The 14818-nt window shown below is 56.1% G+C and carries 9 protein-coding genes; 3 read left to right on the top strand and 6 right to left on the bottom strand.

From position 1 onward, the window contains the following. Window positions 1-37 precede the first annotated feature (37 nt). Entirely contained in the window at window positions 38-2686 is a 2649-nt protein-coding gene (locus K3757_RS01995) for an erythromycin esterase family protein (RefSeq protein ID WP_259998828.1), read from the bottom strand. A gap of 538 nt (window positions 2687-3224) precedes the next feature. Between K3757_RS01995 and K3757_RS01990 the strand changes: the two genes are divergently transcribed. Continuing rightward, window positions 3225-3998, top strand: a complete 774-nt coding sequence (locus tag K3757_RS01990; RefSeq protein ID WP_259998826.1) for a ZIP family metal transporter — start codon at window positions 3225-3227, stop codon at window positions 3996-3998. 65 nt (window positions 3999-4063) lie between these two features. On the opposite strand, the gene K3757_RS01985 is transcribed toward K3757_RS01990, so the two are convergent. Continuing rightward, the gene (locus K3757_RS01985) at window positions 4064-4714 is read right to left on the bottom strand and encodes a BON domain-containing protein (RefSeq protein ID WP_259998825.1); all 651 of its coding nucleotides are present in this window, start codon (window positions 4712-4714) and stop codon (window positions 4064-4066) included. A 100-nt stretch (window positions 4715-4814) separates the two neighbouring features. Next, the gene (locus K3757_RS01980) at window positions 4815-5150 is read right to left on the bottom strand and encodes a TraR/DksA family transcriptional regulator (RefSeq protein ID WP_259998823.1); all 336 of its coding nucleotides are present in this window, start codon (window positions 5148-5150) and stop codon (window positions 4815-4817) included. A gap of 490 nt (window positions 5151-5640) precedes the next feature. On the opposite strand from K3757_RS01980, the gene K3757_RS01975 reads away from it, so the two are divergent. Further along, on the top strand, window positions 5641-8043 hold the full coding sequence (locus K3757_RS01975) for an FAD-dependent oxidoreductase (RefSeq protein ID WP_259998821.1): 2403 nt from the start codon (window positions 5641-5643) through the stop codon (window positions 8041-8043). Beyond that, complete coding sequence (locus K3757_RS01970; protein WP_259998819.1) at window positions 8040-8699, top strand: TetR/AcrR family transcriptional regulator; 660 nt, start codon at window positions 8040-8042, stop codon at window positions 8697-8699. Before K3757_RS01975 ends, K3757_RS01970 begins: the two co-directional genes overlap by 4 nt. Here K3757_RS01970 and K3757_RS01965 read toward each other — a convergent pair. The 3 genes from K3757_RS01965 to K3757_RS01955 are packed head-to-tail and all read right to left on the bottom strand — an operon-like array spanning window position 8696 to window position 14809. Next, window positions 8696-9955 carry a glycerate kinase gene (locus K3757_RS01965; RefSeq protein WP_259998818.1) on the bottom strand — a complete coding sequence of 420 codons (1260 nt, stop codon included), beginning with the start codon at window positions 9953-9955 and terminating at the stop codon, window positions 8696-8698. The genes K3757_RS01970 and K3757_RS01965 overlap by 4 nt on opposite strands. After that, complete coding sequence (locus K3757_RS01960; protein ID WP_259998817.1) at window positions 9952-11448, bottom strand: malonyl-CoA synthase; 1497 nt, start codon at window positions 11446-11448, stop codon at window positions 9952-9954. Before K3757_RS01960 ends, K3757_RS01965 begins: the two co-directional genes overlap by 4 nt. 46 nt (window positions 11449-11494) lie before the next feature. Beyond that, complete coding sequence (locus tag K3757_RS01955; protein ID WP_259998815.1) at window positions 11495-14809, bottom strand: error-prone DNA polymerase; 3315 nt, start codon at window positions 14807-14809, stop codon at window positions 11495-11497. Between the last annotated feature and the right edge of the window lie 9 nt (window positions 14810-14818).

Raw genomic sequence — 14818 nt, 5'->3', positions numbered from 1 at the left:
TGGCCGAGCCCTAAAAGACAAATCCACCTTCATCACGTCACAAACCAAACGGATACGTTTCGTCTTCTGCTGTGTTGGATAATGTGGGCAACGCGGTCACAGCACGCGTTTTGTCAAACCAGACGAAAGCGTCATATTGATCCACCAGATTGGCATAACTGTAATGGCTCGACCGTTCAGTTTCTGGCCGATAAATGACACCGATATACCGCTGCAAAAGTTGTTGGTTCATGAGCTTTAAGAAGTCCGGTGACTTCTCTTCTTTGAAATCCCATAGAAACTGTTCAAGGTCGACGCTGTGGCACATCGCTTCGCAGCTTTCTATGCGAGGCGGGCGGATGTCTTTTGTCTCCATCGGCTCGTCCCATTCTGACGCTGCGGCAACCGTGCCCGATGCAGTTCCAAATCCGATCAGGGCAGCCGTATCACCATATGCCTCGCGACAAAGCTGTCCGATGTTCAGCTCGCCACGAGTGCGGCCCATATCGGTATGGCGCGCATCCCCTATGTGAGAATTATGCGCCCAGACCACGACTTTTTTGTCTTGTCCCGCATGTGCCATGATCTGCTGCAATGTCTGGAACATATGTTGATCGCGCAAATTCCAAGACAATTGTGAACCGTAGTACATTATCCGGTAATAACGTTCCGCATTGGCAACCAGCCGTGCGTTTTGGGCAGCATCAAAGAACTTGTCACCATCCTTCAGAGAATACTCCAGCTGCTGTTTGAGAAGGTCCAGCAGGATTTGCGTCACTGGTTTTTCGCACTCCGAGAACCCCGGCGAAAGAGCCGCACGTCCATACGCTGCGGGGTTATGTGACCAAGCCGACAGGCACGCATAGCGGGATCGGGCAACTTCGGCTGCGGATTGATCTACGCAGTCAAGATACGACAGAACCGCTGCAATTGACGCATTCATGTTGTAAAGATCAAGCCCGTAGAACGCGACGCGTTCACTGCTGTTCTGTGCACCATTAAACTGATGCAAATATCGCGTGAATGCATCAAACTCGACGTTGCGCCACATCCATGTGGGAAAGCGCGAAAAAGGGGCCGGTCGCATCGTCATTTGCGGGCGGTGCTGGATGTAGTTATTGACGGCTGCGGCATCCGGCCAGTCCGCTTCTACGGCAACGATGGAAAAGCCGTGTTCTTCGATCAATCGTCGGGTAATCGCGGCTCGGGCGCGGTAAAACTCCGAAGTTCCATGAGAAGCTTCCCCCAGAAGCACGACCCGCTTTGACCCAAATCTGTCAAATGCTTTGGCGAAATCAGGGTCGGAAATCGACGGAAGAGGTTCAGCCGCTGTTCTCAGGATGGAAGGCGCCGTGACTGCTGTTTCGCTTGATACGGTTGGCTTTTGCGTCGGGTTGTTGTGACGAAGGTATTTTTTGAACCAATTTGCAGCATGGAGAGTGGCACTATCCAATGCGCCCGGTTCTTCAAAGAGGTGCCCAGCGCCCGTAACAATCTCAAGTTTCTTGGTGCATGTCAGCTCTGCCAGAGCAAGCCTGTTCAACCCTATGACTTCGTGGTCCAGACTACCGATCACCAAAAGCGTGGGGCTGCTGACCTGAGGTAGGAAAGCCATCGCCAAGTCCGGCCGCCCGCCGCGAGACACAACAGCTGAAATCCGGTCTTTAAGTTCCGCCGCAGCGGCAAGAGCCGCTCCTGTGCCCGTGCTCGCACCAAAAAGGCCAAGCGGCAAATCTTCTAGGTCAGGTTCTGACGTGATCCAGATCGAAGCTTCAACCAAGCGATCACCCAGCAAAGGGATATCGAATACATTGCGGCGATCCTGCCCTTCTTCGGGTGTGAGCAAATCGAACAGGAGCGTTGCAAAACCTTCAGCATTAAGCTTTTCAGCCACATAAGTATTGCGTGGACTGAGACGGCCGGAGCCGCTGCCATGGGCAAACAGAACAATGCCTTTAGGGTTCGGCGGGACTGTCAGATCGCCAGTTAGGCCGACGGGTGGAATGGACACCTGTCGCTTGTGTGGTTTCGCCGTAGCCACAGGTGTGCCTGCATCAGGGCAAGCCATAGCTTGTTCCAACCAAGCCATTGTTTCGGCGTCAGTCAATTGGTGGAAATCTAGGTAAAAGCTACCGACACTGTTGAATTTGGTGGCTGGATGTAGACAGATAATATCATCGCAAAGGACAGATATTTCTTCTAGGGCCGCTTTTGGCGCAACCGGAAGGGCCACGACGATCCGTTTTGGGTTGCTGCGTTTCAATCCTGTCAAAGCTGCCTTCATGGTCGCACCAGTGGCAAGGCCGTCATCGACAACAACCACGGTTCGCCCCTTTGGATCGGGCCTTGACCGATCACCAAGATATAGCTTCTTCCGCCGTTCAAGTTCGATTCTTTGTTTGTCTACCGCGCTTGCGATGTCATCATCGTCAGCGCCGATTAAGTGCATCACACTTTTGTTGATGACAATTTCCTGAGTGGCGCCTTCGACGATCGCGCCCAGGGCAACTTCTGGATTTCGTAGGGCGCCGATTTTGCGCACAAGAAGCAGATCAAGCGGCGCATGAAGCGACGTTGCAACTTCGACAGCGACAGGAACGCCACCACGCGGCAGCGCATAGATGAGCGGCTGTTCAAGCTCTAGCGCCGCCAAAGCCTCGGCCAGTTGCCGCCCCGCAGCAGCACGGTCAATAAACTGATGAGCCATATGTTCCATAGCTTCAAAGCTACGTCCCCTCAGCCCCACCGAATTGAGTTTTGTCAATCCAAGCGAGTAATCATGAGGGCCGTACCTTACCACGAAGCCATCGAGCCTGCGCAGATAGGAGGTCTGACACATCGTAGGCAAAGTCAGGATCAGGGCGCAGAGGGTTCAGCCCTTTGAACTGCATCTCCCTTCCAAAATAGTAACAACAGCGCGCTGATAGCGGCGCGAGCCTGCTTTGACACGCATCAATGCTGCCGGTTTCCAACAAGGTATCTATGTCTTTTATCGGCAATTGTGGGATAGAAGCATTGACCGGGTGTGATCTTAGACTGAGCAAAAACGAACCATATAGACGGCTCTTTTCTTCCAGCCGACATCGAAATTTTCGAACTGTTATCGAGCATATGGCTCTTATCGGATCGCATGGGTTTGTCGCATTGCCAATCATCGCCCATGCAGAGGCAGCTACATACGGCTTTTTATTCCGGTACAGAGTACGTCACTCATTTTTGCAGGCAAAGCTTTCTCAGGTGTACATATGAACATCATCGCCCTGGGTTTCATAGGTAGCCTCGGAGCAGGGTTGATGACTGCGGTCGGGGCATTTCCAATCCTGATTGGTCAGACCGTCTCGCGCAGGATGAATGACGCGTTCTTGGGCTTCGCGGCGGGGATCATGCTGTCGGCCTCTTATTTTTCGCTGATAATCCCCGGACTGGACATTGCAGCCGAGCAGTATGGCACCGGTGCAATCCCCGCCCTGATCGCTTCGGGCGGCGTGCTTCTCGGCGCCTTCGTCATCCAATTTCTAGACAAAACGGTTCCTCACCAACATTTCATCAAGGGCTATGAAGGGCCAAAAGCCAAGGCTGTTGGCAAAATCTGGCTATTTGTCATTGCGATCACGTTGCACAATGTCCCCGAAGGTCTGGCCGTTGGGGTTGGTTTTGCTGGAGGTGACATAGGTGCGGCGACGAGTCTCGCGCTTGGCATCGGATTACAGAACGCGCCCGAGGGATTGGCTGTCGCGCTAGCCCTGCGGTCCGAGGGATACAGCAAAATCTATGCCTTTCTGGTGGCCGCTGCTACCGGGCTTGTCGAACCTGTCGCGGGGTTGGCTGGCGTCGCAGCATTCAGCGTATCGCAATTCTTCCTGCCACTGGGCTTAACCTTTGCAGCCGGGGCAATGATATACGTGATCAGCAACGAAATCATTCCCGAAACCCACCGGCACGGCCATCATACGGGTGCCACAACGGGCCTAGTTCTGGGGGTGGTGGTTATGATGTTTCTGGATGTCTTATTCGGCTAAAGGGTAGCCGCGACCTGATATCAACAGCGGGGTCGCAGCAAACAGGCGAAGTCGATAAATGCGGATCAACTAATCCGAATTTGGTCGATCACTCTTTTGACGCCCGGCGCAGACCATGCTGCGTCTTCTGCCAACTTACGCTCATACCATGCGTGCACATGCCCCTTCAGGGTGACTATGCCATCGGCGACGTCTACGTCGATTTTTGACGCTTCAGCTGTAGCGCTACGGTGCAATGCCTGCGAAATCTTTCGCTTCACATCCACCTCTGACAGGTGCGGCCGCATGGCGATCAAATTCACCACACCGGTCACGCCGCTCAAGCGCGAAACCTGATCACTGATATCCTCACGTTGGTATTGCCAGTCTACCTCGCCGGTCAACGTAACACATCCATTTTTCACTTCGGCTTTGATGTCGTATCTCCGAAATGTTGTGTTCCACTCACACAGATGAGCGATATGTTCGGCAATGTCCGTATCGCCGATTTGTGGGTCTGGTAGGTATTTGATCCTTATCTCTTCAACCACGGTATGCACACCCTTGATGCGTTTCGCCGCTTTGATAACATCCAGTTCCTCGAAATAGCTCTGAACAGTCCCATGAAGCGTGACGGCACCATTTTTTACAGTGACACCAATGTCTGTTGCTTCGACTTTTGGATCAAAATCAATTTCTTCCAGAATGTCATCTTTAATGAGTGCATCACTTCGCATTTTGACTCTCCTGATTGAGGGTTTGATCGTTTCCCGGTGCCGCATAGACCTGAAAAGCTATCGCCGTTTGTCGATGGAAATCGGGTGTTTTGTTTTGGCTTTACGTTGGCTCATGTGGTCCTGCCCCGGCACAACTGCGACAAAGCAAGGCGTACGGCACTGCATCAAGGCGCGCCTCGGAAATTTTCTCTCCGCATTTCTTGCAGATGCCGTAAGTGCCTTTTTCGATACGGGCCAGCGCTGCATTCAGCAGGTTGCGCTCTTTGACACCGGCGCGGCCAATGTTTTCAAGGACTTCATCATCTTCCAGTTCGATGGCTTGATCTTCAAGATCCTGATCCGCAGGTTCATCAAGAGCCGCCTCTACCTTTTCAAGGCGGCCTTCCAATTCAGCCAGCTGGGCCTGAATCTTTTTCTTATGTTTTTCGTAGTCCATACGTCGGTTCTCCCAAGGCAGATGTGAAAGGCAACAAAAGCCGCTGCAATATTAGTGGTCGGTTACAGGGACATTGATGATCGCCGTCCAATTGTGATTGATTAGTCATTCCACACTAGCACCGCCCACTATTGATCCGGATCAATTGTCTTGGCGATCTCTTGGCTCGATCGCCATTGATGCGGAATAAATCAAGCGACAGGATGGACTGAAGGCAGCAAGCCAAATCAAGGATACGCGCGCGGGATTGATGGTTATCAATCAGCCCTGCACTCTGACATCCGATTGAGAGCCGCTTGTGTCTGGGACGGCGCAACTTACATGATCATTCCAGCCTGCGGATAAAGAAAAATGCAAGCCTCGCGATAAAATCCAAACGCCCCGTCAGCAGCAACAATCCCAGCGTACCGCGCACCTCTGGACACAAGTGTCTAGACATAGGAAAATCTGCTCGCTAGCGTTTCTTTAAACAGCTCAACGGGAGATCCTCATGAAGTCTCATTACCGCGTGGTCGTAATCGGGGGCGGCGTTGTTGGCGCTTCGGTTCTCTATCATCTCGCCAAACTGGGATGGACAGATGTGGCTCTTGTTGAGCGTTCTGTGCTTACGGCAGGGTCCAGTTGGCATGCTGCGGGCGGCATTCACGCGCTGAACGCCGACCCCAATATCGCAGCGCTTCAGGCCTATACCATCGACCTTCTATCCGAGATCGAAGAGGAATCGGGCCAGAACATCGGGCTGCATATGACCGGAGGCCTTACCATGGCCGGCACGCCCGACCGTTGGGAGTGGTTGCAATCGGCCTACCGCACCTTCCAGTCGATCGGCATTGATGACTGTCGTCTGGTCAGCGTCGAAGAAGCCGTAGCGCTGAACCCGATCATGTCTGGCGACGGTCTACTGGGCGGCATGTGGGCGGATCGCGAAGGATATGTAGACACCACCGGCACAGTTCACGCCTATGCTACGGCCGCTAAAAAACGCGGTGCGACCGTGATCGAACACAACCGAGTTCTGGAGCTAAACCAGACACTTGCAGGGTGGGAGGTTGTTACTGAAAAGGGGACGATCAACTGCGAACACGTAGTGAACGCCGGAGGTCTATGGGCCAAGCAAGTTGGCCGAATGGCAGGGATCGAACTGCCTGTCTCCCCGCTCAAACACCACTACTTTGTGACCGACACCGTACCTGAACTGGCCGAACTGGATTTTGAGGTGCCAATGACAGTGGACCTAGAGGGGTTCACCTATACACGTCAGGACCAGAAAGGTCTGTTAGTGGGCATTTATGAGGTCAACCACGAACACTGGGCCATGGACGGCGCACCTTGGGATTATGGCATGGAGTTGTTTCAGGAGCAGACCGACCGGATCGAACATGAGCTGATGATGGGGTATGGCCGCTATCCTGCACTGGAGAACGTCGGGATAAAGACGTGGGTAAACGGCGCATTTACATTCTCGCCCGATGGCAATCCGCTGGTCGGCCCCGTACCCGGCAAGCGCGGCTATTGGTCTGCCTGTGCGGTCATGGCAGGGTTCCTGCAAGGCGGCGGTGTGGGAAAATCTCTGGCCGAATGGATGATACACGGCGAACCTGAGGCAGACGTCTATGGCATGGATGTTGCCCGCTACGGCCTCTGGGCAGAAAACAAACAATACATCAAAGAAACGACCGGACAGTTTTATTCCCGCCGGTTTGTGATGACTTACCCGAATGAACAGCTTCCAGCAGGGCGCCCGATCAAGACCGCGGGTGCCTATGCGGACATGACTACAGCGGGCTGCCGATGGGGCCAAAGCTGGGATTTGGAAACACCTCTCTACTTTGCGCCCGAAGGGTTCACAGAGGTCCCTTCCCTAAAACGTTCAAACGCTTTTGACATTGTTGCAGCCGAATGCCGCGCGGTGCGTGAGAGCGTCGGCCTGCTCGACATCACGGGCTTTTCACGGTTCGAAGTTTCAGGCGCCGGTGCCGAGGCCTGGCTAAAGTCAATCTTTGCCACCAAACTGCCCCAACCGGCTCGCGCCCGCTTAGCTGTCATGCTTGGTAAAGATGCACGCCTGAAAGGGGATCTAACCCTGTTTAATTGGGGTAATGGCACATACTGGATCATGGGCAGCTATTATTTGCGCACTTGGCACATGCGTTGGTTTAAAGACCACATGGGTAAACATGTGCAGATCAAAGACCTCGGTGAGGAAGTCTCGGGGTTCTCGCTATCAGGCCCAAAATCCCGCGCGGTGATAGAGCGTCTGAATGCGGAAGCGGCGCAATTGCCTTTCATGGGCTGCGGCCAATTTGACATCGGATTACTGCGGACCAAGATCGGTCGCCTTTCGGTGACCGGTGAACTTGGCTACGAAATCCACTGCCGCGCAGGGGATCATGCCATGCTTCGCAAGACCCTGCTGGAGGCAGGTTCGGATGACGGCATGATCGAATATGGCTTTAACGCATTGCTCTCGCTGAGGTTGGAGAAAAGCTATGGCATATGGTCTGCTGAGTTCACCCAGGGATACACAGCGGCTATGACCGGAATGGATCGCTGGATCGAGTGGGAACGGAGCGACTTTATCGGCCATGATGCCGCCGTTGCAGAGCGCGAAGGGAACGGCCCCGCCCAGCGGCTGGTGACCCTTGAGATTGACGCGGGCGATGCGGATGCAAGCGGCTATGAACCGATCTGGCACAACTCCAAACAGGTTGGTTTTGTGACATCGGGCGGCTATGCCCACACGCTGGGCAAATCCTTGGCAATGGGACTGGTAGACGTGGCGCATGCGGACGAACACACAATGCTAAGCGTGCATGTCGTCGGCGTTGAACGGGCAGCAAAGGTTGTCCCGGCCTCGCCTTATGATCCGTCAGGCAAGGCAATGCGTGTATGACACCTCAGGAGACAGAAAGGGGAGGCGCATCCTCCGGCAATATCAAAGCCACCCGCGAAGACTGGACAAATGCAGCGCTTGAAACCCTGATCGTGGACGGGATCGAACGTGTGAAGATCCTGTCGCTTGCTGCACAGCTCAATGTGTCACGATCCAGCTTTTATTGGTACTTCACCTCGCGCAACGACCTTCTTGAGGCCTTGCTGGATCATTGGCATGAGACCAACACGGCAGCAATCGTAACAGCAGCCCAGCGCCCTGTCCCCACAGTCACCAGCGCTGTCTGTCAGATATTCGAATGTTTTCTGGATCCTGCCTTATTCAACAACCGGCTTGATTTTGCCATCCGCGACTGGTCCCGCCGCGATGCAAATGTAAGGCGAAAACTGCTTGCGTCGGATGCTGAACGGATAAAGGCGCTGACCGAGATGTTCGTCCGCTACGGCTATGTCCCGACCGAGGCGCTAATCCGTGCGAGGGTCCTTTACTACATGCAAATCGGGTATTTTGATGCCGGATTGGACGAACCGATTTCACAACGCCAAAGTTTTACAGCCGATTATGTTTTGACCTTCACAGGGCAGCGTCCCACTGCAGCTGAAATTGCGCAACTGGATGCCGCACTGGCACGCATCTTTCCAGATGCATCCGCTTAAGGCGCAATCAGAATTGCGCGGAAATCATTCACATTTGTGCCGGTGGGACCGGGTACAAACAACGCACCAGCCGCATCGAATGCGCCCCATGCATCATTGCGCCGCAGCGCGTCCGCCGGATCAACCCCAGCAGCGCGCATCCGTGCGGCAGTCTTACCATTAGCGAACGCACCGGCGTTATCTTCTGATCCGTCAATCCCGTCAGTATCGGCAGCAAGCGCGGTGATCCCCTGAAGCCCTTCAATTGCCTGCGCGAAGCCGAGCAAAAAGGCTGTATTCCGTCCACCGCGACCATCCTTGTGGCGCAAGGTCACGGTTGTCTCGCCCCCCGACAAAATCACGACCGGTGCCTTAAAGGGGCGCCCCTGTATCGCCACTTCGCGCGCGATGGCCGCATGCATCTGTCCTATTACATCTGCCTCACCCTCAATCGCGTCAGACAGGATTACCGCAGGTATTCCTTTTGCTTCGGATGCACGTGCCGCTGCCTCCAGCGACAAACGGGCTGAGGCAACGACCCGCACTTCATTGCGCTCGAATACCGGATCGTCAGGTGACGGCGCAGGCGCCATACGCTCCAGTACGGCAGGCGGCAGCAACAAACCGCGCGCTTCGATCATGCTGAGCGTATCCGCAAGTGTGACAGCATCCGGCACCGTTGGGCCAGATGCTACCTGCGCCGGATCGTCTCCTGGCACGTCCGATACAACAAGGCTGATCACCCGCGCGGGGTATGCTGCCGCTGCAAGGCGCCCCCCCTTTATCCCGCTGGCATGTTTGCGGATTGCATTCATCACGCCAATCGGCGCGCCAGACGCTAGCAGTGCCTCATTCAATGCCTGCTCATCTGCCAGTTCGAGGCCATCAGGCGGACAGGGAAGCAATGCAGACCCGCCACCGCACACCAAAGCAACCACCAGATCATCAGGCCCCAGCCCATCCACGGCTTCGAACAACGCGCGTGTGGCAGCAATACCGGCACTATCCGGAACCGGATGCGCGGCCTCCATCACGCGTATCTGACGCGTCGGACAAGCATAGCCATAGCGCGTGACAACCACACCACTAAGTTCGCCATTCCACAGATCCTCGAAGGCTGCGGCAAGCTGCGCAGCCCCCTTGCCCGCCCCGATAACCACGGTTCGCCCTTTTGGCTTTGAAGGCAGGTTTTGCGACAACGCTGCATGTGCATCAGCCGCTGTAACCGCAGCTTCGAACAAGCCCGTTAGGAATTCTTGTTTTTCAGTCTCGATCATGTCCCGAACTCCGCCCGCAATGCCACTTTTTGGACTTTTCCCATCGTATTGCGCGGCAGCGCTTCCACGATGCGGTAATCGCGGGGCTGTTTGAATCGCGCAAGTGCCGTAGCTGTAGCAGCTTTGATCGCGTCCAGATCAATTTGCGCGCCTGCATCAGGCACCAAAACCGCCAGCGGCACTTCTCCGAGGTCCGCGTGAGGAACGCCGATTACTGCACTTTCCATGACACCCGCCTGCGCGTCCAAGATCAGCTCCAGCTCTTTGGGGTAGATATTGTAGCCCCCCGAAATGATCAGATCCTTGCCGCGCCCGACGATGGTCACGTAGCCGTCAGCGCCCTGCACACCAAGGTCTCCGGTGATAAAGAACCCGTCAGGCCGCATGTCTTCTGCAGTTTTCTCTGGCATGTTCCAATATCCCTGAAACACATTGGGTCCACGCACTTCGACAACGCCGGTCTCACCGCGCGGCAGTTCGGCTCCGTCCGCATTGGCAACCCGAAGTTCCACATCTGGCAACGGCAGCCCTACCGTCCCTGCACGGCGGTCCCCCTCATAGGGATTGGAGGTATTCATATTGGTTTCGGTCATGCCATAGCGTTCAAGGATACGGTGCCCCGTGCGTTGCTCGAATGCGATATGCGTGTCGGCCAGCAGCGGCGCAGATCCAGAGATAAACAGCCGCATATCCGCGGTCAGCGCACGGTCAAACCGTGCATCGTCAAGCAAGCGGGTGTAGAACGTCGGAACCCCCATCATGGATGTTGCACGCGGCATCCATTCAATCAGCTGGTCGATATCAAGCTTTGGCATAAACACCATGGCGCCCCCCGCCATCAGCATCACATTGGTCGCCACAAACAGCCCGTGCGTGTGAAAGATCGGCAACCCGTGCAGCAACACATCCTCACGGCTGAACTGCCAAAGGTCGGTCAGTGTGGCAGCATTGCTGATAAGGTTTTTCTGGCTCAACATCGCGCCTTTGGAACGGCCGGTGGTGCCCGAAGTGTAAAGAAAAGCCGCCAAATCGTCTTCGCTCCGCGCGACCGTCTGGAATGTATCAGCCTGCGCATCCGCGCTGTCACTTAGGCTACCGCCTGTCGCGCTCAGCGTGGCGAAGGCAGCGCCGCTATCGTGCGCCACAGCGGCCAGCTCAGCCGACCGCGCCGGATCACCCACCAGAAGCGTTGCCTGGCTATCCCTGACGAAATAGGCGACCTCGGCGGCGGTGTAGGCGGTGTTCAGCGGCAAAAAGATCGCGCCCAATTGCGCACAGGCGGCATAAAGCGCAAGCATATCCGGGCATTTTTCAACCTGCACGGCCACGCGGTCACCGGTAGAGATCCCCTGTGCCACCAATGCATGGGCCAGTTGTGCTGCGCGACGCACAAACACCGCGTGAGTGATGACCTCTGCGTTGGGCAGCAATAAAAACGGCGTGTCTTTGCCTGCGTGCGGTGCAAACATCGTGTCATAAAGCGGGTTATTCATCGGGAGGGCCTTCGTGTAATTTGACCCATCTTAGCCCAGCCTTCCGTCAGTGAAAATCACGAGATTTCGGGATGACGCGCACATCGCGTGGATGCCTGCGCCCGCCGCCCACATGGCTGGGCAGCGGATGGGTGGCGTGATCTCCACGCACTTGGGTTGCCGGCACCCTGTCTTCTGCCAAAGCATCCAGACGCTCGGTTCGATCCTCAAGCCGGTCCGCCACCACGTGGATCACACGACCATCGGTTTGCACACGGCCATGCACCACCAACAGCCGCGCCGTCATGATCAGCGCACGGAAATGCTCGAACAACTTGGGCCAGATCACAAGGTTCGCGACCCCATCCTCATCCTCTAACGTGATAAAACAAACACCCTTGGCGCTACCGGGTTTTTGCCGCACCAGCACCAACCCGGCCAGCGACACCCGTTGCCCATGGGCCATGTGGATCAGGTTATGCGTGCCCGCGAACCCCTGCGTGCGCAACGAGCTGCGGAAAAAGCTCATCGGATGTGCTTTGAGACTTAGGCGTAAGGTCTGGTAATCTGCTACGACATGTTCCGCCTGCGCCATTGCGGGCAAAGCCACCTCAGGCTCCATGCCTTCGCCTGCGGCTTCTGCATGTTCGAATATCGGCAGGCTGGGCGCATCCCGTAGCCCTTGCGCCTGCCACAACGCCTGCCGCCGATCGATCCCGCAAGAGCGGAAAGCATCCGCTGCGGCCAGCTTGCCGATCATCCCTCGGTCCAGTCGCGCCCGCGCTTTCATATCCGCCACATCAACAAACGGATCGTTCCGCGCAGCCATTATGCGGCCAGCGGCCTCCTTGCGCATCCCATCCACCTGCCGCAACCCGAGGCGAAGCGCGAACCCTTCGGCACAAGGCTCTAACGTACAATCCCAATCCGAGTAATTCACATCGACCCCGCGTACTTCCACCCCATGTTCGCGTGCGTCCCGCACAATCTGGGCAGGCGCGTAGAACCCCATCGGCTGACTGTTGAGCAAACCACACGCAAAAGCAGCCGGATAATGGCACTTCATCCAGCTTGAGACATAGACCAGCTTGGCAAAGCTTGCGGCATGACTTTCGGGAAAACCGTATTCGCCAAAACCCTTGATCTGGTTAAAACACCTTTCGGCGAACTCTTGGGCATAGCCCCGCTCGGTCATCCGACCCACCATCTTTTGCTGCAACAGCTCAATTGTCCCGCGTGAGCGGAAGGTGGCCATGGCTTTGCGCAGCTCATTCGCCTCTTTGGGGCTGAACCGCGCAGCATCAATGGCGATCTTCATCGCCTGTTCCTGAAAGATCGGCACGCCCAAGGTACGCCCAAGGATTTTGAGCAACTCATCCTGCGGATACTCCGGCCCCGGCGCTGGATAGGAAACACCCTCAATCCCCTGACGTCGGCGCAGATAGGGATGCACCATATCACCCTGGATGGGGCCAGGCCGTACAATCGCCACCTCAATGACCAGATCATAGAACCGGCGCGGGCGCAGTTTTGGCAGCATCGCCATCTGCGCACGGCTTTCCACCTGAAACACGCCCAGACTGTCACCCGCGCAGAGCATGTCATAAGTATCCACATCATCAGACGGTACGCTCGCGAGATCATGGCGCACGTCATAATGCGCCCCCATCAGATCAAAAACCTTTGCGATGCAGGTCAGCATCCCAAGCGCCAGAATATCCACCTTGAAAATACCCAGCGCATCGATGTCATCTTTGTCCCATTCGATAAAGCTCCGCTCTGGCATGGCACCATTCCCGATCGGCACCATCTCAGTAAGGGGGCGTTCGGTCAGGATGAACCCTCCCACGTGCTGGGACAGGTGCCGTGGCATTCCCGTCATCTGACGTGCCAGAGCAATCACACGGCGCAGGTAGGGATCGGACATGTCCATGCCTGCATCTTTCACCCTCTCGTCCCCCATCTGCGCCTCAAAGCTACCCCAGACGGTGCTGGCCAGTTTTGATGTCATATCCTCGCTCAACCCCATCGCCTTTCCCACTTCACGAATGGCCGATCGGGGGCGGTAGTGAATCACCGTCGCACATAGCCCGGCGCGCTCCCGCCCATATTTGGCGTACATGTACTGGATCACTTCCTCACGGCGCTCATGTTCAAAATCCACATCGATGTCAGGCGGCTCGTCCCGCTCTTCACTGAGGAACCGCTCAAACAGAACGTCATGTTCTTCGGGGTCGACGGCCGTGATGCCCAAGCAAAAGCACACCACCGAATTCGCGGCAGATCCCCGCCCCTGACACAGGATCGGTGGGCTGGCCTCTTTGCGCGCAAAACGCACTATGTCGTTGATCGTCAGGAAATAGCGCGCGATCTCTTTTGAGCGGATAAGGTCGAACTCTTTCTCGATGATAGCACGCACACGGTCTGTCACGCCTTCGGGGTAGCGCCATGCCGCACCCTCCCAAGTCAGGCGCTCCAGCTCTTCCATTGCGGTGCGGCCCTGCGGCACAATCTCGTGCGGGTATTCGTACTTCAGATCATCCAGACTGAAGCAGCAGGCATCTGCCACAGTCCGCGTTGCCACGATAGCATGGGGCCACTGCGCAAAAAGGCGGCACATCTCGGCGGGTGGTTTCAGATACCGCTCGGCATTCGCCTCCAACAGAAAACCGGCGGTATCAATCGTCTTGCCGTGGCGGATGCAGGTCATGACATCCTGCAACGGTCTACGCGCAGGTGTGTGATACAGCACATCATTGGTCGCCAGCATCCCAAGACCATGCGCCCGCGCGATCCGGTCCAGGCGGTTGATCCGTGCCACATCATCCCCGCGATACAAATAAGCCGCGCCGATGTGGCGCAGCGTGGACAGCGCGTTGCACAGCCGCCCCAGCCCTGCTTCGAACACATCCAGATTTTCAGGCGGCATTACTATCAACTGCACCCCCTCGCTTTGCGCGGCCACCATCTCCAAGGTCAGATGCGTCTCGCCCTTAGCCTGCCAGCCCCCGTCCGCATCCGCCATCTTGCCCCGAGACAGCAGCGTGGATAGGCGCGCATAACTGTCACGATCCTGCGGGTAGGCCAGCAACTCGGTCCCGCACAGCAGCACCAAACGCACGCCGATCAACGGCCGCACCTTGGCGGTGCGGGCCTCCGCGTGCATGCGCACAACACCGGCCAGGGTGTTATGATCGGCCACTCCGATGCTGTGATACCCCAACACATTCGCCGTAGCAGTGAGGTCCACAGCATCAGAAGATGCCCGAAGAAACGAAAAACACGTGGCCAGCCCCAGCTCCACATAGGGGCCGGGATCGTTCCAATGAAACGGATCGTCATCCCCTAAAGTATGACGTTTATGTCCTTCCTGTTCTGGCATCAGGTGGCA

This window comes from Sulfitobacter sp. S223, from assembly GCF_025143825.1.
GTDB lineage: Bacteria > Pseudomonadota > Alphaproteobacteria > Rhodobacterales > Rhodobacteraceae > Sulfitobacter.
This window is presented reverse-complemented; position numbering and strand designations above follow the sequence as displayed.

What these genes read in the sequence shown, in the direction of transcription:
- K3757_RS01995 (WP_259998828.1), bottom strand. Translation starts at nt 2,686, where the DNA reads ATGGCTCATCAGTTTATTGACCGTGCTGCTGCGGGGCGGCAACTGGCC.
- K3757_RS01990 (WP_259998826.1), top strand. Translation starts at nt 3,225, where the DNA reads ATGAACATCATCGCCCTGGGTTTCATAGGTAGCCTCGGAGCAGGGTTG.
- K3757_RS01985 (WP_259998825.1), bottom strand. Translation starts at nt 4,714, where the DNA reads ATGCGAAGTGATGCACTCATTAAAGATGACATTCTGGAAGAAATTGAT.
- K3757_RS01980 (WP_259998823.1), bottom strand. Translation starts at nt 5,150, where the DNA reads ATGGACTACGAAAAACATAAGAAAAAGATTCAGGCCCAGCTGGCTGAA.
- K3757_RS01975 (WP_259998821.1), top strand. Translation starts at nt 5,641, where the DNA reads ATGAAGTCTCATTACCGCGTGGTCGTAATCGGGGGCGGCGTTGTTGGC.
- K3757_RS01970 (WP_259998819.1), top strand. Translation starts at nt 8,040, where the DNA reads ATGACACCTCAGGAGACAGAAAGGGGAGGCGCATCCTCCGGCAATATC.
- K3757_RS01965 (WP_259998818.1), bottom strand. Translation starts at nt 9,955, where the DNA reads ATGATCGAGACTGAAAAACAAGAATTCCTAACGGGCTTGTTCGAAGCT.
- K3757_RS01960 (WP_259998817.1), bottom strand. Translation starts at nt 11,448, where the DNA reads ATGAATAACCCGCTTTATGACACGATGTTTGCACCGCACGCAGGCAAA.
- K3757_RS01955 (WP_259998815.1), bottom strand. Translation starts at nt 14,809, where the DNA reads ATGCCAGAACAGGAAGGACATAAACGTCATACTTTAGGGGATGACGAT.